The sequence below is a fragment of the Escherichia whittamii genome, from assembly GCF_014836715.1.
Classification (GTDB): domain Bacteria; phylum Pseudomonadota; class Gammaproteobacteria; order Enterobacterales; family Enterobacteriaceae; genus Escherichia; species Escherichia whittamii.
In genome coordinates this window covers 1-21867 of the sequence record NZ_JACSQI010000016.1, presented here as the reverse complement: position 1 = coordinate 21867, position 21867 = coordinate 1, and the positions used below count along the sequence as shown (strand labels likewise).

The following is a 21867-nucleotide window of genomic DNA, read 5'->3' as shown; positions in this document are numbered from 1 at the left end:
TGCTGGCCCCTGTTATTCGAAAAATGTGCCGACAGGCAATGGCACCTGTAACGCTTCGACAAACAGCAACCAGAGGATTGCCGTTAACAGCAGCGCAATACCCGGTGTGAGTACCCATCGCCTGTAGCCCATCAACGTCATAATGACGATGAGGAAAACAGGAGTAGTAATGAGATAACCGCAGTAGCTCATCGCCACAATATAAAACGCGGTTGCCGCAATTCCCGTTGCCGTTTTCCTGAATGCCGGTTTTTCCTGCGCGTTGGCGCAAGGTTCTGGTTTTGCCAGCCAAAGATCGCGTATCACCAGTAAGACAGCGAGTACAATCAGGGCGCAGGCATAGAAAGTAGGGAAGGCACTTGCACCGGGATCCGTTTCAATGGCAGTTGCTGGAAAATCAGCGGCATTAATCATCACCGCGCCAGCAACCACACAAAGTAACAGCGCCACCACCACAGTGGATGAAAGGCGCTTGCGGTGCGGTACGGCGAGTTGAGCAACAGACTGTTTTGTGTTCATCGACCGTACCTCGGGATTATTTTTTCAGGCCCAGGCGAGTCAGCAGCTCGTCAAAGTACTTTTCCTGCTCGTTGATTTGGGTCTGGAAGCTGGCACCATCAAGCCATGCATAGTTGAGATTCAACTTTTGCAGTGCATCCTGGAATGCAGGCTCTTCAGCCGTCTCTTTTGCTGCCTTTGCCAGAACATCCACCACATCCTGCGGCGTTTTTTGCGACACAATCAGGCCGCGCCAGGTGCCGATGGAGAGATCAACGCCTTTCTCTTTTAATGTCGGGACGTCAGGCATGGTTTTCATTCGCTCATCCGCCATCACCACCAGTGTCTTCAGCTTGCCGCCTTTCACATGGTTGATAACTTCTCCTGGGCTTACGGAAACCGCTTCAATGTGCCCGCCTAACAGGCCTGTAATGGCAGGGGCTGCGCCGTCATACGGGACATGAGAAAACTTTGCGCCCGTTTTGTCTTCCAGTGCAGCTGCCGCCAGATGCCAGATAGCTCCGGTGCCTGAGTTACCAATGCGTACTTTTCCGGGATTCGCTTTGGCGTAAGTCATAAATTCTTCATAGCTATTCCACGGCGCATCGGCACGGACGGTGATAGCCGCCGGATCCGCATTCAGACGGGCAATGGGTTTGAAGTCGCTTGTTTTAAAACGCACCATTCCGAGGCTGGGAAGGGTGGTCAGTTCAACCGTACCTAAACCGATTTTGTAACCGTTAGGGCGGGCAGCGGCGATTTCACTCAGGCCGATAGCTCCACCACCGCCAGGTTTATTGATAACCCCGATGCTGACGGGTAAATGGTTTTTGGCGGCATCAGCAAAGGCGCGGGCCACCAGGTCCGTACCACCACCGGCAGCGTAGGGTATGACTAACTCGATCTGTTTGGTTGGCCAGGAAGCCGCCTGTACAGGCGCAGTGCTGAGGGCAGCGCCTGCAAGAAGTACCATTGCAGCCATTTTTTTCGGTAAGGTAAGATGTTTTATCATTGTTTTTATATCCTTATTTATCAGTTACTTGTTATTTAAATCGTTCCATGCGTTCATAAACAGTACTGCATTTTCATAGACCTGTTCTGGCGTCATGCCGGGGCGATATAGCGCAGACCCCAAACCGAAGCCGTTTGCGCCGTGGCTCAGATAACGCGCCATGGTTTCCGGTGTGATACCACCAACCGGTAACATCGGAACGGATTGCGGAATAACTGCACGCCAGGCTTTAGTGACTTCTGGCGTAATTTGTTCCGCCGGAAACAGCTTGATAGCATTGGCGCCATGTTCAATGGCAGCAAAAGCTTCGGTGGGCGTAGCGACGCCAGGCGCACAATACATACCCAGCGCACGGGCGCGACGGATCACCGCAGTATCGCAATGCGGCATCACGATAATCTGGCCTCCAGCCTCTTTAACCGCGACCACCTGCTCTACCGAAAGCACGGTGCCGGCTCCGACCAGGCAGTCCTTAGGCAGGGCATCGCGCAGTAAACTGATACTTTGCAACGGTTCCGGCGAGTTCATGGGGATCTCAATCAGGCGGAATCCGGCGGCATACAGCTTTTCACCGATGGCGACAATCTCATCCGGTTTCACGCCGCGTAAAATGGCGACTAACCCGGTTTTTTGCAAAAGAGTATTAAATGGCATGAGTACATTCCCTGGCGTTGGTGGAGAGTAACCCGGCAGAGTGGGCGATTCGCCATAATCCCTGTTCAGTAGCATTAGGAATGGCGTGTAGCTGTCTGTCGGGAAAAACATGGCTGAACGCCCGTGAATAGCGGCTGTTCAGGGTGGCGCTACCGATTAAGGCGATCGGTGTTGTGGCGGGTAAATCACGCAGCAAACTGGATGCCAGACCACATAATTCATGGCCTATCAGTAACCCGGAAAGGTAATCGCCCTGTGAGGACGGCGTAAGATTATCAGTTAGCAGGCGCGAACGGGTCGAAAACAGCGTCGATAATAATCCGGTCTGATGATGCTCAAGTGCCGCTGTCAGCCCATGGGCAAAGGCATCCCAGTGCGGCTCGTCGCCCGGACGCATGGTTGTACCGAGAATCGAATGGCGGGATAAAACATCAAATAACTCGCCCGTCATAAAGGTTCGGAAATCGGTAATGGTGTTGTTTTCAACTACCGCCCATTTTGCATGGGTGCCTGGTAAGCCAATCAGCACCGGCACACCCTTGCGGATTGCGTCTTGCAGGGCAGGTTCCATTGCGATGGCACCGAAGATTTGTGTCTCTTCGCCACGCATCACTTCGGGCATTTCACCTTCTTTAATCACGCCGGGAATAATGTGCAACATTGTCTGCTGCTGGTGGATAACCGGCGTCAGCTGCTTCGCCAGGCCATCGAGAGTGACCGGGCAAGGTAAATAAGCTGCTGGTTGCCACCCTTGCGCACTGCCAATCATGCCACAAGCCAGAACCGGGCAGGGAGCTTGCGTCAGCCAGTCGCCACAGACACGTAAAAATGTATCGTGGAAAGCTTCCTCACGTGTTGCTGCCTGGGAGGGTAATTTCATGATCCCCCAGGGGAATTCACGTTTTTCTTGTGGATCTGGTGAGTCACCAAAACGCCATGCCCGAAGCGATGACGTTCCCCAGTCCAGGGCAATAAATGAGGTCTTTCCCGACATTAGCCGTTTCCTTTAGTCATGGTTTATTTATCTTTGCGGACGTGCTTACCCCAGCCCAGTTCAGCGGATATCTCTTCTGCACAGGATTTGACGTAAGGTGCCAGTTCTTCCAGGCGCGCCAGCGACATATATGTGGTGGTACTGGCGACAGAAATGGCCGCCACAATTTCATTCCGTGCGTTGTAAACTGGCGCTGCAACGCAACGGATAGTGGGCTCGTTCTCTTCCAGATCAAAAGCGAAACCATTGGCGGCGTAACGGCGCATATTTTGTATAAATGCGCCCAGTTTTGTTTCATCACCACAAGTCAAAAATAGCGTGCGCCACTCTTCTTCTGTTCTGTTGAGGATTAACGCCTTACCGATTCCTGTAATCGCCAGTGGCATGCGATGCCCAGGACGTGAGCGCATCTCCAGCCCACGCTGACTGTTGATCTTCTCCAGATACAGCACTTCGTCGCCTTCAACGATCCCCAGATGCACAGTGTCCAGGGTGTAACGGGCCAGACGCTGCAAAACGGGCAGCGCAACTTCATACAATGAGGTGCTTTCCAGCGCTCTGGCACCGAGTTCGATCAGTTTGGCGCCCAGTTGGTAGCCCTGAGTTGGGACATGGCGCAGATAGCGTTGCTCCACCAAAACAGTGACTAAACGATGGGTTGTACTCCGCGTCGTGCCGGTGAACTCGCCGATACTTTTCAGGTCATGGCAACCGTTATAAACAGCATTAATAACCGCCAGTCCGCGTAATAACGTTTGTGCGCCAGCGGTGGTTGAAGAGGTTTCTGCCATAGGTGTCTCCTGATGATATTGCTGAGTGTTTCACAGAATAAAGTGAGAAAAAGGTGATGATTCCCACAATATAAACACAGTCTCATATTGTGGGATGAAATAAGCGAAATAAACGATCGTTTTGCGTAGCGCCTCGCAGGAAATGCCTTTCAAACTGGACGTTTGTACAGCACAATTCTATTTTGTGCGGGTAAGTTGTTGCGTCAGGAGGCTTTGTGGATTTCTCAATCATTGTTTATGCCATTATTGCGCTGGTCAGTGTGGTCATCGGCTGGCTGTTTGCCAGTTATCAGCATGCGCAGCAAAAAGCCGAGCAATTAGCCGAACGTGAAGAGATGGTCGCGGAGTTAAGTGCGGCAAAACAACAAATTACCCAAAGCGAGCACTGGCGTGCAGAGTGTGAATTGCTCAATAACGAAGTGCGTAGTCTGCAAAGTATTAACACCTCGCTGGAGGCAGATCTGCGTGAAGTAACCACGCGGATGGAAGCCGCACAGCAACACGCTGACGATAAAATCCGCCAGATGATCAACAGCGAGCAGCGTTTGAGCGAGCAATTTGAAAATCTCGCCAACCGTATTTTTGAGCACAGTAATCGCCGGGTTGATGAGCAAAATCGTCAGAGTCTGAACAACCTGCTATCGCCGCTGCGAGAACAACTGGATGGTTTTCGCCGACAGGTACAGGACAGCTTTGGTAAAGAAGCACAAGAACGCCATACCCTGACCCACGAAATTCGTAATCTACAGCAACTCAACGCGCAAATGGCCCAGGAAGCGATCAACCTGACCCGCGCGCTGAAAGGCGATAACAAAACCCAGGGGAACTGGGGCGAAGTGGTACTGACGCGGGTGCTGGAGGCTTCCGGACTGCGCGAAGGGTATGAATATGAAACCCAGGTCAGCATCGAAAATGACGCCCGTTCGCGGATGCAGCCGGATGTCATCGTACGGCTGCCGCAAGGAAAAGATGTGGTGATCGACGCCAAAATGACGCTGGTCGCCTATGAACGCTATTTTAACGCCGAAGACGACTATACCCGCGAAAGCGCATTGCAGGAGCATATTGCTTCGGTACGTAATCACATCCGCTTGCTTGGGCGTAAAGACTATCAACAGCTGCCGGGGCTACGAACGCTGGATTACGTGCTGATGTTTATCCCTGTCGAACCGGCGTTTTTATTGGCGCTTGATCGCCAGCCGGAGCTGATCACCGAAGCGTTAAAGAACAATATCATGCTGGTTAGCCCCACTACGCTGCTGGTGGCGTTGCGTACTATCGCCAACCTGTGGCGTTATGAGCATCAAAGCCGTAACGCCCAACAAATCGCCGATCGCGCCAGCAAGCTGTACGACAAGATGCGTCTGTTTATTGATGATATGTCCGCAATTGGTCAAAGTCTGGACAAAGCGCAGGATAACTATCGCCAGGCGATGAAAAAACTTTCTTCAGGTCGCGGAAATGTGCTGGCGCAGGCAGAAGCATTTCGCGGTTTAGGGGTAGAAATTAAACGCGAGATTAACCCGGATTTAGCTGAACAGGCAGTGAGCCAGGATGAGGAGTATCGACTGCGGTCAGTTCCGGGGCAGCCGAATAATGAAGCTTATCAACGCGATGATGAATATAATCAGCAGTCGCGCTAGCCCATTAGGGGTAGTTAAGCCGGGTAGATATCTAGGGCATCGACGCCCAATCTGTTACACTTCTGGAACAATTTTTTGATGAGCAGGCATTGAGATGGTGGATAAGTCACAAGAAACGACGCACTTTGGTTTTCAGACCGTCGCGAAGGAACAAAAAGCGGATATGGTCGCCCACGTTTTCCATTCCGTGGCATCGAAATATGATGTCATGAATGATTTGATGTCATTTGGTATTCATCGTTTGTGGAAGCGATTCACGATCGATTGCAGCGGCGTGCGTCGAGGGCAGACCGTGCTGGATCTGGCTGGCGGTACCGGCGATCTGACGGCAAAATTCTCCCGCCTGGTCGGTGAAACTGGCAAAGTGGTCCTCGCCGATATCAATGAATCCATGCTCAAGATGGGCCGTGAGAAACTGCGCAATATCGGTGTGATTGGCAACGTTGAGTATGTTCAGGCAAACGCCGAGGCGCTGCCGTTCCCGGATAACACTTTTGATTGCATCACCATCTCGTTTGGTCTGCGTAACGTCACCGATAAAGATAAAGCCCTGCGTTCGATGTATCGCGTGCTGAAACCTGGCGGTCGTCTGCTGGTGCTTGAGTTCTCGAAGCCGATTATCGAACCGTTAAGCAAAGCCTATGACGCATATTCCTTCCATGTGCTGCCACGTATTGGCTCGCTGGTGGCGAACGATGCTGACAGCTACCGCTATCTGGCCGAATCCATCCGTATGCATCCCGATCAGGATACCCTGAAAGCCATGATGCAGGATGCAGGATTCGAAAGTGTCGATTATTACAACCTGACGGCTGGCGTTGTGGCGCTGCATCGTGGTTATAAGTTCTGACAGGAGTACGACTATGCCTTTTAAACCTTTAGTGACGGCAGGAATAGAAAGTCTGCTCAACACCTTCCTGTATCGTTCACCCGCGCTGAAAACTGCCCGCTCGCGTCTGCTGGGCAAAGTATTGCGCATAGAGGTAAAAGGCTTTTCGACGTCGCTAATTCTGGTGTTTAGTGAACGCCAGGTCGATGTGCTGGGCGAATGGGCCAGCGATGCTGACTGCACCGTTATCGCCTACGCCAGTGTGTTGCCGAAACTTCGCGATCGCCAGCAACTTGCCGCGTTAATCCGCAGTGGCGAGCTGGAAGTGCAGGGCGATATTCAGGTCGTACAGAACTTCGTGGCGCTGGCAGATCTGGCGGAGTTTGATCCTGCGGAACTGCTGGCTCCTTATACCGGTGATATCGCCGCCGAAGGCATCAGCAAAGCTCTGCGCGGTGGCGCAAAGTTCCTGCATCACGGTATTAAACGCCAGCAACGTTACGTGGCAGAAGCAATTACCGAAGAGTGGCGTATGGCACCTGGTCCGCTTGAAGTGGCCTGGTTTGCGGAAGAGACAGCCGCTGTTGAACGTGCCGTTGATGCGTTAACCAAACGGCTGGAAAAACTGGAGGCAGTTTAATGACGCCAGGTGAAGTACGGCGCCTGTATTTCATCATTCGCACTTTTTTAAGCTACGGACTTGATGAACTGATCCCTAAAATGCGTATCACCTTGCCGCTGCGGCTATGGCGATACACGCTCTTCTGGATGCCAAACCGGCATAAAGATAAACCGTTAGGTGAGCGACTGCGACTGGCGCTGCAAGAGCTGGGTCCGGTATGGATCAAGTTTGGGCAGATGTTGTCTACCCGTCGCGACCTGTTCCCGCCGCATATTGCTGACCAACTGGCACTCTTGCAGGACAAAGTCGCTCCGTTTGATGGCAAGCTGGCGAAGCAGCAGATTGAAGCTGCGATGGGGGGCCTGCCGGTGGAAGCGTGGTTTGATGATTTTGACATTACGCCCCTGGCATCGGCTTCCGTTGCGCAGGTGCATACTGCTCGGTTGAAGTCGAATGGCAAAGAGGTGGTGATTAAAGTTATCCGCCCGGATATTTTGCCAGTGATTAAAGCGGATCTGAAACTTATCTACCGTCTGGCCCGTTGGGTGCCGCGCTTACTGCCGGATGGTCGTCGTCTACGTCCAACTGAAGTGGTGCGCGAGTACGAAAAAACGCTGATTGATGAACTGAATCTGTTACGGGAATCCGCTAACGCCATTCAGCTTCGGCGTAATTTCGAAAATAGCCCGATGCTCTACATCCCGGAAGTTTACCCTGACTATTGCAGTGAAGGGATGATGGTGATGGAGCGCATTTACGGCATTCCCGTTTCTGATGTCGCAGCGCTGGAGAAAAACGGCACCAACATGAAATTGCTGGCAGAACGCGGTGTGCAGGTGTTCTTCACCCAGGTCTTTCGCGACAGCTTTTTCCATGCCGATATGCATCCAGGTAACATCTTCGTAAGCTATGAACACCCAGAAAACCCGAAATATATCGGCATTGATTGCGGAATAGTCGGCTCGCTAAACAAAGAAGATAAACGCTATCTGGCAGAAAACTTTATCGCTTTCTTTAACCGTGACTATCGCAAAGTGGCAGAACTGCACGTCGATTCAGGCTGGGTTCCGCCAGATACCAACGTCGAAGAGTTCGAATTTGCCATTCGTACGGTCTGTGAACCTATTTTTGAAAAACCACTGGCAGAAATTTCGTTTGGACATGTGCTGTTAAATCTGTTTAATACGGCGCGTCGCTTCAATATGGAAGTGCAACCGCAACTGGTGTTACTCCAGAAAACCTTACTCTACATCGAAGGGGTAGGACGCCAGCTTTATCCGCAGCTCGATTTATGGAAAACGGCGAAGCCTTTCCTCGAGTCGTGGATTAAAGATCAGGTCGGTATTCCTGCGCTGGTGAGAGCATTTAAGGAAAAAGCGCCGTTCTGGGTCGAAAAAATGCCAGAACTGCCTGAGCTGGTTTACGACAGTTTGCGCCAGGGCAAGTATTTACAGCACAGTGTTGATAAGATTGCGCGCGAGCTTCAGTCAAATCATGTACGTCAGGGGCAATCGCGTTATTTTCTCGGAATTGGCGCGACGTTAGTATTAAGCGGTACATTCTTGTTGGTCAGCCGACCTGAATGGGGGCTGATGCCCGGCTGGCTAATGGCGGGCGGTCTGATCGCCTGGTTTGTCGGTTGGCGCAAAACACGCTGATTTTTTCATCGCTCAAGGCGGGCCGTGTAACGTATAATGCGGCCTTGTTTAATCATCATCTACCACAGAGGAACATGTATGGGTGGTATCAGTATTTGGCAGTTATTGATTATTGCCGTCATCGTTGTACTGCTTTTTGGCACCAAAAAGCTCGGCTCCATCGGTTCCGATCTTGGTGCATCGATCAAAGGCTTTAAAAAAGCAATGAGCGATGATGAACCAAAGCAGGATAAAACCAGTCAGGATGCTGATTTTACTGCGAAAACTATCGCCGATAAGCAGGCGGATACGAATCAGGAACAGGCTAAAACAGAAGACGCAAAGCGCCACGATAAAGAGCAGGTGTAATCCGTGTTTGATATCGGTTTTAGCGAACTGCTATTGGTGTTCATCATCGGCCTCGTCGTTCTGGGGCCGCAACGACTGCCTGTAGCGGTAAAAACGGTTGCGGGCTGGATTCGCGCGTTGCGTTCACTGGCGACAACGGTGCAGAACGAACTGACCCAGGAGTTAAAACTCCAGGAGTTTCAGGACAGCCTGAAAAAGGTTGAAAAGGCGAGTCTCACCAACCTTACGCCCGAACTAAAAGCGTCGATGGATGAACTACGCCAGGCCGCGGAGTCGATGAAGCGTTCCTACGTTGCAAACGATCCTGAAAAGGCGAGCGATGAAGCGCACACCATCCATAACCCGGTGGTGAAAGATAATGAAGCTGCGCATGAAGGCGTAACGCCTGCCGCTGCACAAACGCAGGCCAGTTCGCCGGAACAGAAGCCAGAAACCACGCCAGAGTCGGTGGTAAAACCTGCTGCGGACGCTGAACCGAAAACCGCTGCACCTTCCCCTTCGTCGAGTGATAAACCGTAAACATGTCTGTAGAAGATACTCAACCGCTTATCACGCATCTGATTGAGCTGCGTAAGCGTCTGCTGAACTGCATTATCGCGGTGATCGTGATATTCCTGTGTTTGGTCTATTTCGCCAATGATATCTATCACCTGGTATCCGCGCCGTTGATCAAGCAGTTGCCGCAAGGTTCAACGATGATCGCCACCGACGTGGCCTCGCCGTTCTTTACGCCAATCAAGCTGACCTTTATGGTGTCGCTGATTCTGTCAGCGCCGGTGATTCTCTATCAGGTGTGGGCATTTATCGCTCCTGCACTGTATAAGCACGAACGTCGCCTTGTGGTGCCGCTGCTGGTTTCCAGCTCTCTGCTGTTTTATATCGGCATGGCGTTCGCTTATTTCGTGGTCTTCCCGCTGGCGTTTGGTTTCCTTGCCAATACCGCGCCTGAAGGGGTGCAGGTATCCACCGACATTGCCAGCTATTTGAGCTTCGTGATGGCGCTGTTTATGGCGTTTGGTATCTCCTTTGAAGTGCCTGTAGCGATTGTGCTGCTGTGCTGGATGGGGATTACCTCGCCAGAAGACTTACGCAAAAAACGTCCGTATGTGCTGGTTGGCGCATTTGTCGTCGGGATGCTGCTGACGCCACCGGATGTCTTCTCGCAAACGCTGCTGGCGATCCCGATGTACTGCCTGTTTGAAATTGGCGTCTTCTTCTCACGCTTTTACGTTGGTAAAGGTCGAAACCGGGAAGAAGAAAACGACGCTGAAGCAGAAAGCGAAAAAACTGAAGAATAAATTCAACCGCCCGTCAGGGCGGTTGTCATATGGAGTGCAGGATGTTTGATATTGGCGTTAATCTGACCAGTTCGCAATTTGCGAAAGACCGTGACGATGTTGTAGCGCGCGCTTTTGATGCGGGAGTTGATGGGCTACTTATCACCGGCAATAACCTGCGCGAAAGCCAGCAGGCGCAAAAGCTGGCGCGTCAGTATTCGTCCTGTTGGTCAACGGCGGGTGTGCATCCTCACGACAGTAGCCAGTGGCAAGCTGCGACCGAAGAAGCGATTATTGAGCTGGCCGCGCAGCCAGAAGTAGTGGCGATTGGCGAGTGTGGTCTTGACTTTAACCGCAACTTTTCCACGCCGGAAGAACAAGAACGAGCCTTTGTCGTCCAGTTGCGCATTGCCGCAGAGTTAAACATGCCGGTATTTATGCACTGCCGCGATGCCCACGAGCGGTTTATGACGTTGCTGGAACCGTGGCTGGATAAACTGCCTGGCGCGGTGTTGCACTGTTTTACCGGTACACGCGAAGAGATGCAGGCGTGCGTGGTACGCGGAATTTATATCGGCATTACTGGTTGGGTTTGCGATGAACGACGCGGACTAGAGCTGAGAGAACTGTTGCCATTTATTCCGGCGGAGAAATTGCTGGTTGAGACAGATGCACCGTATTTGCTTCCGCGCGATCTCACGCCGAAGCCATCGTCACGGCGTAATGAGCCAGCCTGTCTGCCCCATATTTTGCAACGTATTGCACACTGGCGTGGGGAAGATGCCGCATGGCTGGCTGCCACCACGGATGCCAATGTTAAAAAGTTATTTGGGATTGCGTTCTAGAGTTTGCGGAACTCGGTGTTCTTCACACTGTGCTTAATCTCTTTATTGATAAGATTAAGCAATAGCATAGAGCGAGCCTCGCCGTCGGGTTCGGTGAAAATAGCCTGAAAACCTTCGAAAGCACCTTCGGTGATAAGCACCTTATCACCAGGATATGGTGTCGCCGGATCAACAATATCTTCCGGTTTATATACCGACAGTTGATGAATTACCGCTGATGGGACTATCGCCGGCGATGCGCCAAAGCGCACAAAGTGGCTGACACCGCGGGTAGCGCTGATAGTTGTGGTATGAATCACTTCCGGGTCAAATTCCACAAACAGGTAGTTGGGGAACAAGGGTTCACTGACTGCGGTACGTTTGCCTCGCACGATTTTTTCCAGGGTGATCATCGGCGCCAGGCAATTCACCGCCTGTCTTTCGAGGTGTTCCTGGGCACGTTGAAGTTGCCCGCGCTTGCAGTACAGTAAATACCAGGATTGCATAATGACTCTTATCCGTTTAATCGGGGCGCAAGGATAGCAAAAGCTTCACGCTAAGTTAATTATATTCCCCGGTTTGCGTTATGCCGTCAGAGTTCACGCTAATTTAACAAATTTACAGCATCGCGAAGATGAACGCCGTATAATGGGCGAAGATTAAGAGGCTACAATGGACGCCATGAAATATAACGATTTACGCGACTTCCTGACGCTGCTTGAACAGCAGGGTGAGCTAAAACGTATCACGCTCCCGGTGGATCCGCATCTGGAAATCACTGAAATTGCTGACCGCACTCTGCGTGCCGGTGGACCTGCGTTGTTGTTTGAAAACCCCAAAGGTTATTCGATGCCGGTGCTGTGCAACCTGTTTGGTACGCCAAAGCGCGTGGCGATGGGCATGGGCCAGGAAGATGTTTCGGCACTGCGTGAGGTCGGTAAATTATTGGCGTTTCTGAAAGAGCCGGAGCCGCCAAAAGGTTTCCGCGACCTGTTTGATAAACTGCCGCAGTTTAAGCAGGTGTTGAACATGCCGACGAAACGGCTGCGCGGTGCACCTTGCCAACAAAAAATCGTCTCTGGTGATGACGTCGATCTTAATCGTATCCCCATTATGACCTGCTGGCCGGAAGACGCCGCTCCGCTGATTACCTGGGGGCTGACCGTGACGCGCGGCCCGCATAAAGAGCGGCAGAATCTGGGCATTTATCGCCAGCAGTTGATTGGTAAAAATAAACTGATTATGCGCTGGCTGTCGCATCGCGGCGGCGCACTGGATTATCAGGAGTGGTGCGCGGCGCATCCGGGCGAACGTTTCCCGGTTTCTGTGGCGCTGGGTGCTGATCCTGCAACCATTCTCGGCGCAGTGACGCCAGTTCCGGATACATTGTCGGAATATGCTTTTGCCGGGTTGCTACGCGGCACGAAAACCGAAGTGGTGAAATGTATTTCCAATGACCTCGAAGTGCCTGCCAGTGCAGAAATCGTACTGGAAGGGTATATTGAGCCTGGTGAGATGGCGCCGGAAGGGCCGTATGGCGACCACACCGGTTACTATAACGAAGTCGATAGTTTCCCGGTATTTACCGTGACACATATTACCCAGCGTGAAGATGCGATTTATCACTCCACCTATACCGGGCGTCCGCCAGATGAACCTGCGGTACTGGGCGTGGCGTTGAACGAAGTGTTCGTGCCGATTCTGCAAAAACAGTTTCCGGAAATTGTCGATTTCTACCTGCCGCCGGAAGGTTGCTCCTATCGCCTGGCGGTCGTGACGATCAAAAAGCAGTACGCTGGACACGCAAAGCGCGTCATGATGGGCGTCTGGTCATTCTTACGCCAGTTTATGTACACTAAGTTCGTGATCGTCTGCGATGATGATGTTAACGCACGCGACTGGAACGATGTGATTTGGGCAATTACCACCCGTATGGACCCTGCGCGGGATACGGTGTTGGTGGAAAATACGCCTATTGATTATCTGGATTTTGCCTCGCCCGTCTCCGGGCTGGGTTCAAAAATGGGGCTGGATGCCACGAATAAATGGCCAGGGGAAACTCAGCGTGAATGGGGACGTCCAATCACAAAAGATCCGGACGTCGTCGCACGTATTGATGCCATCTGGGATGAACTGGCTATTTTTAACAACGGTAAAAGCGCCTGAGGCGCGTTTGTATTGCCCTATTTATCGATCCGACAGAGAAAGCGCATGACAACCTTAAGCTGTAAAGTGACCTCGGTAGAAGCTATCACCGATACCGTATATCGTGTCCGAATCGTGCCAGACGCGGCCTTTTCTTTTCGTGCTGGTCAGTATTTGATGGTAGTGATGGACGAGCGTGACAAACGCCCGTTCTCAATGGCTTCGACGCCGAATGAAAAAGGGTTTATCGAGCTGCATATCGGCGCTTCGGAAATCAATCTTTACGCGAAAGCTGTCATGGACCGCATTCTCAAAGATCATCAAATCGTGGTGGATATTCCGCACGGTGAGGCATGGCTGCGCGATGATGAAGAACGTCCGATGATACTGATTGCTGGCGGTACTGGCTTCTCTTATGCGCGCTCGATTTTGCTGACGGCGCTGGCGCGTAATCCCAATCGCGATATCACCATATACTGGGGCGGGCGTGAAGAGCAGCATCTTTACGATCTTTCCGAGCTTGAGGCGCTTTCTCTGAAGCATCCTGGCCTGCAAGTGGTGCCGGTGGTCGAACAGCCGGAAGCAGGCTGGCGCGGGCGTACCGGAACGGTATTAACGGCGGTGTTGCAGGATCACGGTACGCTGGCGGAGCACGATATTTATATCGCCGGACGTTTTGAGATGGCGAAAATCGCCCGTGACCTGTTTTGTCGTGAGCGTAATGCGCGGGAAGATCGCCTGTTTGGCGATGCGTTTGCGTTTATCTAAGCCATAAAAAACCCGCCCCTGACAGGCGGGAAAAACGGCAACTAAAACTTTATACAGTGGCATTTACATCTATGTCGCATCCGGCAAACAATGCCCGATGCGACGCTGTCGCGTCTTATCGTGCCTACAAATAGGGCCGGATAAGGCGTTTACGCCGCATCCGGCATGTGTTTAAACCCGCTCAAACACCGTTGCAATACCCTGACCCAGACCGATACACATCGTCGCCAGACCGAACTGGACGTCTTTGCGCTCCATCAGATTCAGCAGCGTGGTGCTGATACGCGCGCCGGAACAGCCCAGCGGATGGCCCAGTGCGATCGCGCCACCGTTGAGATTGATCTTCTCGTCAATCTGCTCCATTAACCTGAGATCTTTAATACACGGCAGGATCTGCGCGGCAAAGGCTTCGTTCATCTCGAATACGCCGATATCGCTGGCAGAAAGCCCCGCTTTTTTCAGCGCCAGCTTCGAGGCCGGAACCGGGCCATAACCCATAATCGACGGATCACAACCGACGACCGCCATCGAGCGCACGCGGGCGCGCGGCTGAAGACCTAATTCACGGGCGCGGCTTTCGCTCATCACCAGCATGGCAGCTGCGCCATCGGAGAGAGCAGAAGACGTACCCGCAGTCACCGTACCGCTGACTGGATCAAACGCCGGACGCAGCGTGGCGAGGGCTTCCACGGTGGTTTCCGGGCGAATCACTTCGTCGTAATTAAACTGCTTCAGGACGCCGTCGGCATCGTGACCACCGGTCGGGATGATTTCATTTTTAAATGCCCCCGACTGCGTGGCGGCCCAGGCGCGAGCGTGTGACCGTGCGGCAAAGGCATCCTGCATTTCACGGCTGATACCGTGCATACGCGCCAGCATTTCTGCCGTTAAGCCCATCATGCCCGCCGCTTTGGCGACATTGCGGCTAAGTCCGGGGTGAAAATCGACACCGTGGCTCATCGGTACATGGCCCATATGTTCCACGCCGCCGACCAGACATGCCTGCGCATCGCCGGTCATGATCATTCGTGCTGCGTCATGCAGTGCCTGCATGGATGAACCACACAAGCGATTGACGGTAACCGCCGGGACAGAGTGCGGCACTTCAGCCAACAGCGCCGCGTTACGGGCGATGTTAAAACCTTGCTCCAGCGTCTGCTGCACACAGCCCCAGTAAATATCGTCGAGGGCGGCCGCTTCCAGCGCCGGGTTACGCGCCAGCAGGCTACGCATTAAATGAGCGGAGAGATCTTCCGCACGCACGTTACGAAAAGCACCGCCCTTCGAACGGCCCATCGGGGTGCGAATTGCATCGACAATGACAACCTGTTCCATTGTGACTCCTTAAGCCGTTTTCAGGTCGCCAACCGGACGGGCTGGCTCAACCGGGGAATAGTACGGTTCGTTATGACGCGCTTTATTACGCAGACCTTCCGGCACTTCATATAGCGGGCCGAGGTGCTGATATTGCTGTGCCATATCGAGGTATTTTGCGCTACCGAGGGTGTCCAGCCAGCGGAACGCGCCGCCGTGGAACGGAGGGAAGCCCAGGCCGTAGACCAGCGCCATATCCGCTTCTGCCGGAGTGGCGATAATGCCTTCTTCCAGACAGCGCACCACTTCGTTGACCATCGGGATCATCATGCGGGCGATAATCTCTTCCTCGCTGAAATCACGCTTCGGCTGGCTGACTTCTGCCAGCAGGTCGTCAACGGCGGTATCTTCTTCTTTCTTCGGCTTGCCTTTGCTGTCTTCTTTATAACGCCAGAAACCGAGGCCGTTCTTCTGACCAAAACGGTTGGCATCAAACAGTGCGTCGATGGCATCGCGATAATCTTTCTGCATCCGCTGCGGGAAGCCTGCTGCCATTACCGCCTGAGCGTGATGCGCGGTATCAATCCCCACGACATCCAGCAGATATGCCGGACCCATCGGCCAGCCAAACTGTTTTTCCATCACTTTGTCGATCTTGCGGAAGTCCGCGCCGTCGCGAAGCAACTGGCTGAATCCCGCGAAGTAGGGGAACAGCACGCGGTTAACGAAGAAGCCCGGGCAGTCGTTAACCACAATTGGCGTTTTACCCATCTTGCTCGCCCAGGCGACGACTTTCGCGATGGTTTCGTCAGAGCTTTTCTCGCCGCGAATAATTTCTACTAACGGCATCCGGTGAACCGGGTTAAAGAAGTGCATCCCGCAGAAGTTTTCCGGGCGTTCCAGCGCATTGGCCAGTTCGCTGATAGGAATGGTTGAAGTGTTAGAGGCCAGCACGGTATCCGGACGTACTTTCTGCTCGGTTTCTGCCAGCACGGCTTTTTTCACTTTCGGGTTTTCAACAACCGCTTCTACCACAACATCCACGCGGTCAAACCCGGCATAGTCGAGCGTTGGCTGGATCGTGGAGATCACGCCAGCCAGTTTCAGACCATCGATCTTGCCGCGCTCAAGCTGCTTGTTCAGCAGTTTCGCGGCCTCTGTCATACCGAGGGTTAACGACTTGTCGTTGATATCTTTCATGACAACCGGTACGCCTTTCCACGCGGACTGGTAAGCGATACCGCCACCCATAATGCCTGCGCCCAGAACGGCGGCCTGCTTCGGTGTTTCAACGTCTTTGGTGAGTTTCTTCGCTTTGCCTTTTACATATTGATCGTTAAGGAAAATGCCGACCAGTGCGCGGGCTTCGTTGGTATGCGCCAGCGGGACAAAGCTTTTGTTTTCCAGGTTTAAGGCTTCTTCACGACCAAAACGGGCAGCAGCTTCAATGGTTTTTACTGCGGTGATGGGCGCCGGATAATGTTTTCCTGCCGTTTGCGCGACCATCCCTTTAGCGATGGTGAAGCTCATGGTGGCTTCAATCTTGCTCAGTTTCAGCGGTTCCAGCTTCGGCTGACGTTTCGCTTTCCAGTCGAGGTCGCCGTTAATGGCCTGGCGTAAAATCGCTATCGCGCCATCAACCAGTTTTTCTGCTTTGACTACGCCATCCACCAGACCGATTTTCAGCGCCTGATCCGCGCCGACGTCTTTACCAGCGGCAATGATTTCCAGCGCGCTGTCTGCGCCGAGCATACGTGGCATACGTACAGAACCGCCAAAGCCCGGCATGATGCCCAGTTTGGTTTCCGGCAGACCGATACGCAGATCTGGCGTTGCCAGACGATAATCGGTCGCCAGCACGCATTCACAGCCACCGCCCAGCGCATAGCCGTTGACGGCGGCAATGGTCGGCACCGGCAGATCTTCCAGGCGATTAAACACGCTATTGGCAAAATGCAGCCACTGACTTAACTGTTCTTCGGGAACGAGGAACAGGGACAAGAATTCGGTGATATCGGCACCGACGATAAAGGCTGCTTTATTCGAACGCAGCAGCAGCCCTTTTAAATCTGATTGCTGTTCCAGCACGCCGATGGCTTCGCCGAGGCTGGCGACGGTCGCAGTGTCGAGTTTATTAACTGAACCTGGGGCATCAAATACCAGTTCGGCAATGCCATCTTCCAGCCAGTCAAGGTACAGGGTGTCGCCTTTGTAAAGCATGTCAGTCTCCTGAATCCGCAAGGTGATCTGGTCGTACCAGATGAGATGGAGTGTGTATTTTGTGTTAAAAATATGCAAACAAAAGATTAAAGAAATGCCGATCTGATCACGCTCGGCAGAAATCACGCTCTGTATTAACGATGTGCTAAGATGCGGAGACTTAAGGTCAAAAAAACAGAAGGGTAAAAAATGGAATCACTGGCCTCGCTCTATAAAAATCATATAGCTACCTTACAAGAACGGACTCGCGATGCACTGGCGCGCTTCAAGCTGGATGCATTACTTATTCACTCCGGCGAGTTGTTCAATGTTTTTCTCGACGATCATCCTTATCCGTTTAAAGTGAACCCGCAATTCAAAGCGTGGGTGCCGGTAACCCAGGTGCCAAACTGCTGGTTGCTGGTGGATGGCGTGAACAAGCCGAAACTGTGGTTTTATCTGCCGGTTGATTACTGGCACAACGTCGAACCTTTGCCGACCTCTTTCTGGACTGAGGATGTGGAAGTGATCGCGCTGCCGAAAGCCGATGGCATTGGTAGCCTGCTGCCCGCTGCGCGCGGCAATATCGGTTATATCGGCCCGGTACCGGAACGTGCGCTGCAACTGGGCATTGAGGCCAGCAACATTAACCCGAAAGGGGTGATCGACTACCTGCATTACTACCGCTCCTTTAAAACCGAGTACGAACTGGCCTGTATGCGTGAAGCGCAGAAAATGGCGGTCAATGGTCATCGCGCGGCAGAAGAAGCGTTCCGTTCTGGTATGAGTGAGTTCGATATCAATATTGCCTATCTGACCGCGACCGGTCATCGTGATACCGACGTGCCTTACAGCAACATTGTGGCGCTTAACGAACACGCTGCGGTGCTTCATTACACCAAACTGGATCATCAGGCACCGGAAGAGATGCGCAGCTTCCTGCTGGATGCCGGGGCAGAATATAACGGCTATGCGGCTGACCTGACCCGTACCTGGTCGGCAAAAAGCGATAACGACTACGCACAGCTGGTGAAAGACGTTAATGATGAACAACTGGCGCTGATCGCCACCATGAAAGCGGGCGTCAGCTATGTGGATTACCACATCCAGTTCCATCAGCGCATCGCCAAACTGCTGCGTAAACATCAAATCATCACCGATATGAGTGAAGAGGCGATGGTCGAAAACGATCTGACTGGACCGTTTATGCCGCACGGTATCGGCCATCCGCTGGGCCTGCAGGTGCATGACGTAGCTGGTTTTATGCAGGATGATAGCGGTACGCATCTTGCGGCACCGGCAAAATATCCGTACCTGCGTTGCACTCGTATTCTCCAGCCGGGCATGGTGTTAACCATCGAACCGGGTATCTACTTCATCGAATCACTGCTGGCGCCGTGGCGTGAAGGGCAGTTCAGTAAACACTTCAACTGGCAGAAAATTGAAGCACTGAAACCGTTCGGCGGCATTCGTATCGAAGACAACGTGGTGATCCACGAAAACAACGTGGAAAACATGACCCGGGATCTGAAACTGGCGTGATGGAAAGCTGGTTAATACCCGCGGCACCGGTCACGGTTGTTGAAGAGATCAAAAAAAGCCGCTTCATTACGCTATTGGCACATACCGATGGCGTTGAGGCGGCGAAAGCGTTTGTTGAATCGGTACGGGCAGAGCATCCCGATGCTCGCCACCATTGCGTGGCGTGGGTGGCGGGTGCGCCTGACGATTCACAGCAACTGGGTTTCTCAGACGACGGAGAGCCGGCGGGAACGGCGGGCAAACCGATGCTCGTCCAGCTAATGGGCAGTGGCGTTGGGGAAATTACCGCCGTGGTGGTGCGCTACTACGGCGGCATATTGCTTGGCACCGGTGGGTTAGTGAAAGCGTATGGCGGCGGCGTGAATCAGGCGCTACGCCAGCTAACAACCCAGCGCAAGACGCCATTAACCGAATATACTTTGCAATGTGAATATAGTCAGTTAACCGGCATTGAAGCGTTGCTGGGGCAGTGTGACGGCAAAATTATCAACAGTGATTATCAAGCATTCGTTCTGCTGCGGGTGGCGCTTCCTGCGGCGAAAGTGGCTGAATTTTCCGCAAAGCTGGCGGATTTTAGCCGTGGTTCATTGCAATTGTTAGCGATTGAAGAATAATCCCCACTTCGTTTTGCAGAACTAAGGAAGCGGCAGAGATGCATTTTCGCGCCATTACCCGAATCGTTGGACTACTGGTCATCTTATTTTCAGGGACCATGATTATCCCTGGGCTGGTAGCACTCATCTACCGGGATGGGGCGGGCCGCGCTTTTACCCAGACCTTTTTTGTCGCCCTCGCCATTGGCTCTATGCTGTGGTGGCCTAACCGTAAAGAGAAGGGCGAACTGAAATCCCGTGAAGGGTTTCTGATTGTGGTGCTGTTCTGGACCGTGCTGGGTAGCGTCGGTGCGCTCCCTTTTATTTTCTCGGAAAGCCCGAATCTCACGATTACCGATGCGTTTTTTGAATCTTTCTCCGGCCTGACTACCACGGGGGCAACTACGCTGGTGGGGCTGGATTCACTCCCTCACGCCATCCTCTTTTATCGCCAGATGCTGCAATGGTTTGGCGGGATGGGGATCATCGTGCTGGCGGTCGCGATACTGCCTATCCTCGGCGTTGGTGGGATGCAGCTCTATCGCGCAGAAATGCCCGGCCCGCTGAAAGATAACAAAATGCGCCCGCGTATTGCGGAAACGGCGAAAACCTTGTGGTTAATTTATGTCCTGCTGACCGTCGCCTGTGCGCTGGCGCTGTGGTTTGCTGGAATGAATGCCTTTGATGCCATCGGTCATAGCTTTGCGACTATCGCCATTGGCGGCTTCTCGACGCATGATGCCAGCGTCGGCTATTTCGATAGCCCGACCATTAACACCATCATTGCTATCTTCCTGCTGATCTCCGGCTGTAACTACGGTCTGCACTTTTCGCTGCTAAGTGGGCGTAGTCTGAAAGTCTACTGGCGCGATCCGGAATTTCGCATGTTTATCGGCGTACAGTTTACGCTGGTGGTTATTTGTACCCTCGTGCTGTGGTTTCATAATGTCTACAGTTCGGCGCTAATGACAATTAACCAGGCGTTTTTTCAGGTGGTGTCGATGGCGACAACCGCCGGGTTTACCACCGATAGCATTGCCCGCTGGCCGCTCTTCTTGCCGGTGCTGCTGTTATGTTCTGCTTTTATCGGCGGTTGCGCCGGGTCAACGGGCGGTGGCCTGAAAGTGATCCGCATTCTGCTGCTATTCAAGCAGGGGAATCGTGAACTAAAACGACTGGTGCACCCGAACGCCGTGTATAGCATTAAGCTGGGGAATCGCGCACTGCCGGAACGTATCCTCGAAGCCGTTTGGGGATTTTTCTCCGCCTATGCATTGGTGTTTATTGTCAGTATGCTGGCGATTATCGCCACTGGCGTGGATGACTTTTCTGCCTTTGCGTCGGTTGTTGCGACATTGAATAACCTGGGGCCAGGGCTTGGCGTGGTTGCGGATAACTTTACCAGCATGAACCCGGTGGCTAAATGGATCCTGATTGCCAATATGCTATTTGGTCGTCTGGAAGTCTTTACTTTGCTGGTGCTCTTTACCCCGACTTTCTGGCGTGAATGATGGAGTAATACGTGAAAACATTAATTCTTTTCTCAACAAGGGACGGACAAACACGCGAGATTGCCTCGTACCTGGCTTCGGAACTGAAAGAACTGGGGATCCAGGCAGATGTCGCCAATGTGCATCGCACCGAAGAACCACAATGGGAAAACTACGACCGCGTGGTGATTGGCGCTTCTATTCGCTACGGTCACTATCATTCTGCGTTCCAGGCATTTGTCAAAAAGCATGCCACCCGGCTGAACTCAATGCCGAGTGCCTTTTACTCCGTCAACCTGGTGGCACGCAAGCCGGAGAAGCGGACTGTGCAGACTAACAGCTACGCGCGGAAGTTTCTGATGAACTCACAATGGCGTCCCGATCGCTGTGCCGTTATTGCCGGGGCGCTGCGTTATCCACGCTATCGTTGGTACGACCGCTTTATGATCAAGCTGATTATGAAGATGTCAGGCGGAGAAACAGATACGCGCAAAGAGGTTGTTTATACCGATTGGGAGCAGGTTGCGAATTTTGCCCGAGAAATCGCTCATTTAACCAACAAAGCGACGTCTAAATAAGCATAAAGAATAAAAAACGCGCATTCGGAAAATTATTTTAAATTTCCTCTTGTCAGCTCAGAATAACTCCCTATAATGCGCCACCACT

The 21867-nt window shown here is 52.7% G+C and carries 22 protein-coding genes; 14 read left to right on the top strand and 8 right to left on the bottom strand.

Annotation, left to right across the window (positions count from 1 at the left end; genetic code table 11):
* Nucleotides 1–12 precede the first annotated feature (12 nt).
* From H9644_RS19275 to H9644_RS19255, 5 genes are read right to left on the bottom strand one after another with little or no spacing between them, the layout of a single operon-like run.
* Nucleotides 13–519 (bottom strand): tripartite tricarboxylate transporter TctB family protein, encoded by a 507-nt coding sequence (locus H9644_RS19275; RefSeq protein WP_064530570.1) that lies wholly within the window; start codon nt 517–519, stop codon nt 13–15.
* 16 nt (nt 520–535) lie between these two features.
* Nucleotides 536–1510, bottom strand: coding sequence for a Bug family tripartite tricarboxylate transporter substrate binding protein (locus H9644_RS19270; RefSeq protein ID WP_191776092.1), 975 nt, complete (start codon nt 1508–1510; stop codon nt 536–538).
* Between the two features lie 24 nt (nt 1511–1534).
* Nucleotides 1535–2164 carry a 2-dehydro-3-deoxy-6-phosphogalactonate aldolase gene (locus H9644_RS19265; protein WP_064530574.1) on the bottom strand — a complete coding sequence of 210 codons (630 nt, stop codon included), beginning with the start codon at nt 2162–2164 and terminating at the stop codon, nt 1535–1537.
* A complete protein-coding gene (locus tag H9644_RS19260; RefSeq protein WP_191776089.1) occupies nt 2154–3158 on the bottom strand; it encodes a 2-dehydro-3-deoxygalactonokinase in 1005 nt (334 codons plus the stop codon). Before H9644_RS19260 ends, H9644_RS19265 begins: the two co-directional genes overlap by 11 nt.
* A 23-nt stretch (nt 3159–3181) precedes the next feature.
* Entirely contained in the window at nt 3182–3949 is a 768-nt protein-coding gene (locus tag H9644_RS19255; protein ID WP_064530577.1) for an IclR family transcriptional regulator, read from the bottom strand.
* 215 nt (nt 3950–4164) lie between these two features.
* Here H9644_RS19255 and rmuC point away from each other — a divergent pair, with 215 nt between their 5' ends.
* The 8 genes from rmuC to tatD all read left to right on the top strand — a co-directional run bounded on the left by rmuC (nt 4165) and on the right by tatD (nt 11171).
* A complete protein-coding gene (rmuC, locus tag H9644_RS19250; protein ID WP_191776086.1) occupies nt 4165–5592 on the top strand; it encodes a DNA recombination protein RmuC in 1428 nt (475 codons plus the stop codon).
* Between the two features lie 94 nt (nt 5593–5686).
* Nucleotides 5687–6442: a bifunctional demethylmenaquinone methyltransferase/2-methoxy-6-polyprenyl-1,4-benzoquinol methylase UbiE gene (gene ubiE, locus H9644_RS19245; protein ID WP_000227958.1), complete on the top strand. Its 756-nt coding sequence runs from the start codon at nt 5687–5689 to the stop codon at nt 6440–6442.
* Nucleotides 6443–6455: 13 nt separating this feature from the next.
* Nucleotides 6456–7061, top strand: coding sequence for a ubiquinone biosynthesis protein UbiJ (gene ubiJ / locus H9644_RS19240; RefSeq protein WP_064530582.1), 606 nt, complete (start codon nt 6456–6458; stop codon nt 7059–7061).
* Entirely contained in the window at nt 7061–8701 is a 1641-nt protein-coding gene (gene ubiB, locus H9644_RS19235; protein WP_064530584.1) for a ubiquinone biosynthesis regulatory protein kinase UbiB, read from the top strand. Before ubiJ ends, ubiB begins: the two co-directional genes overlap by 1 nt.
* A 78-nt stretch (nt 8702–8779) precedes the next feature.
* Complete coding sequence (gene tatA / locus H9644_RS19230; protein WP_001295260.1) at nt 8780–9049, top strand: Sec-independent protein translocase subunit TatA; 270 nt, start codon at nt 8780–8782, stop codon at nt 9047–9049.
* 3 nt (nt 9050–9052) lie between these two features.
* Nucleotides 9053–9568 (top strand): Sec-independent protein translocase protein TatB, encoded by a 516-nt coding sequence (tatB, locus tag H9644_RS19225; RefSeq protein ID WP_001724133.1) that lies wholly within the window; start codon nt 9053–9055, stop codon nt 9566–9568.
* 2 nt (nt 9569–9570) lie between these two features.
* The gene (gene tatC, locus H9644_RS19220; RefSeq protein ID WP_000109937.1) at nt 9571–10347 is read left to right on the top strand and encodes a Sec-independent protein translocase subunit TatC; all 777 of its coding nucleotides are present in this window, start codon (nt 9571–9573) and stop codon (nt 10345–10347) included.
* 41 nt (nt 10348–10388) lie between these two features.
* Entirely contained in the window at nt 10389–11171 is a 783-nt protein-coding gene (tatD, locus tag H9644_RS19215; protein ID WP_191776083.1) for a 3'-5' ssDNA/RNA exonuclease TatD, read from the top strand.
* Here the strand turns inward: tatD and rfaH are convergent.
* Complete coding sequence (rfaH, locus tag H9644_RS19210) at nt 11168–11656, bottom strand: transcription/translation regulatory transformer protein RfaH (RefSeq protein ID WP_064530590.1); 489 nt, start codon at nt 11654–11656, stop codon at nt 11168–11170. The two genes, tatD and rfaH, sit on opposite strands and share 4 nt — an antisense overlap.
* Nucleotides 11657–11822: 166 nt before the next feature.
* Between rfaH and ubiD the strand changes: the two genes are divergently transcribed.
* Both ubiD and fre read left to right on the top strand, forming a co-directional pair.
* Entirely contained in the window at nt 11823–13316 is a 1494-nt protein-coding gene (gene ubiD / locus H9644_RS19205; RefSeq protein WP_191776080.1) for a 4-hydroxy-3-polyprenylbenzoate decarboxylase, read from the top strand.
* Between the two features lie 45 nt (nt 13317–13361).
* The gene (fre, locus tag H9644_RS19200) at nt 13362–14063 is read left to right on the top strand and encodes an NAD(P)H-flavin reductase (RefSeq protein ID WP_191776077.1); all 702 of its coding nucleotides are present in this window, start codon (nt 13362–13364) and stop codon (nt 14061–14063) included.
* A gap of 171 nt (nt 14064–14234) precedes the next feature.
* Here fre and fadA read toward each other — a convergent pair whose 3' ends face one another.
* On the bottom strand, nt 14235–15398 hold the full coding sequence (gene fadA / locus H9644_RS19195) for an acetyl-CoA C-acyltransferase FadA (RefSeq protein ID WP_191776074.1): 1164 nt from the start codon (nt 15396–15398) through the stop codon (nt 14235–14237).
* 9 nt (nt 15399–15407) lie between these two features.
* Nucleotides 15408–17597, bottom strand: coding sequence for a fatty acid oxidation complex subunit alpha FadB (gene fadB, locus H9644_RS19190; protein ID WP_191776071.1), 2190 nt, complete (start codon nt 17595–17597; stop codon nt 15408–15410).
* 189 nt (nt 17598–17786) lie between these two features.
* Here fadB and pepQ point away from each other — a divergent pair, with 189 nt between their 5' ends.
* The 4 genes from pepQ to hemG are packed head-to-tail and all read left to right on the top strand — an operon-like array spanning nt 17787 to nt 21779.
* Nucleotides 17787–19118 carry a Xaa-Pro dipeptidase gene (pepQ, locus tag H9644_RS19185; RefSeq protein WP_000444561.1) on the top strand — a complete coding sequence of 444 codons (1332 nt, stop codon included), beginning with the start codon at nt 17787–17789 and terminating at the stop codon, nt 19116–19118.
* On the top strand, nt 19118–19732 hold the full coding sequence (locus H9644_RS19180) for an IMPACT family protein (RefSeq protein ID WP_191776068.1): 615 nt from the start codon (nt 19118–19120) through the stop codon (nt 19730–19732). Before pepQ ends, H9644_RS19180 begins: the two co-directional genes overlap by 1 nt.
* Before the next feature lie 38 nt (nt 19733–19770).
* The gene (gene trkH, locus H9644_RS19175; protein WP_000545681.1) at nt 19771–21222 is read left to right on the top strand and encodes a Trk system potassium transporter TrkH; all 1452 of its coding nucleotides are present in this window, start codon (nt 19771–19773) and stop codon (nt 21220–21222) included.
* Nucleotides 21223–21233: 11 nt separating this feature from the next.
* Entirely contained in the window at nt 21234–21779 is a 546-nt protein-coding gene (gene hemG / locus H9644_RS19170; protein ID WP_191776064.1) for a menaquinone-dependent protoporphyrinogen IX dehydrogenase, read from the top strand.
* Nucleotides 21780–21867: the final 88 nt, after the last annotated feature.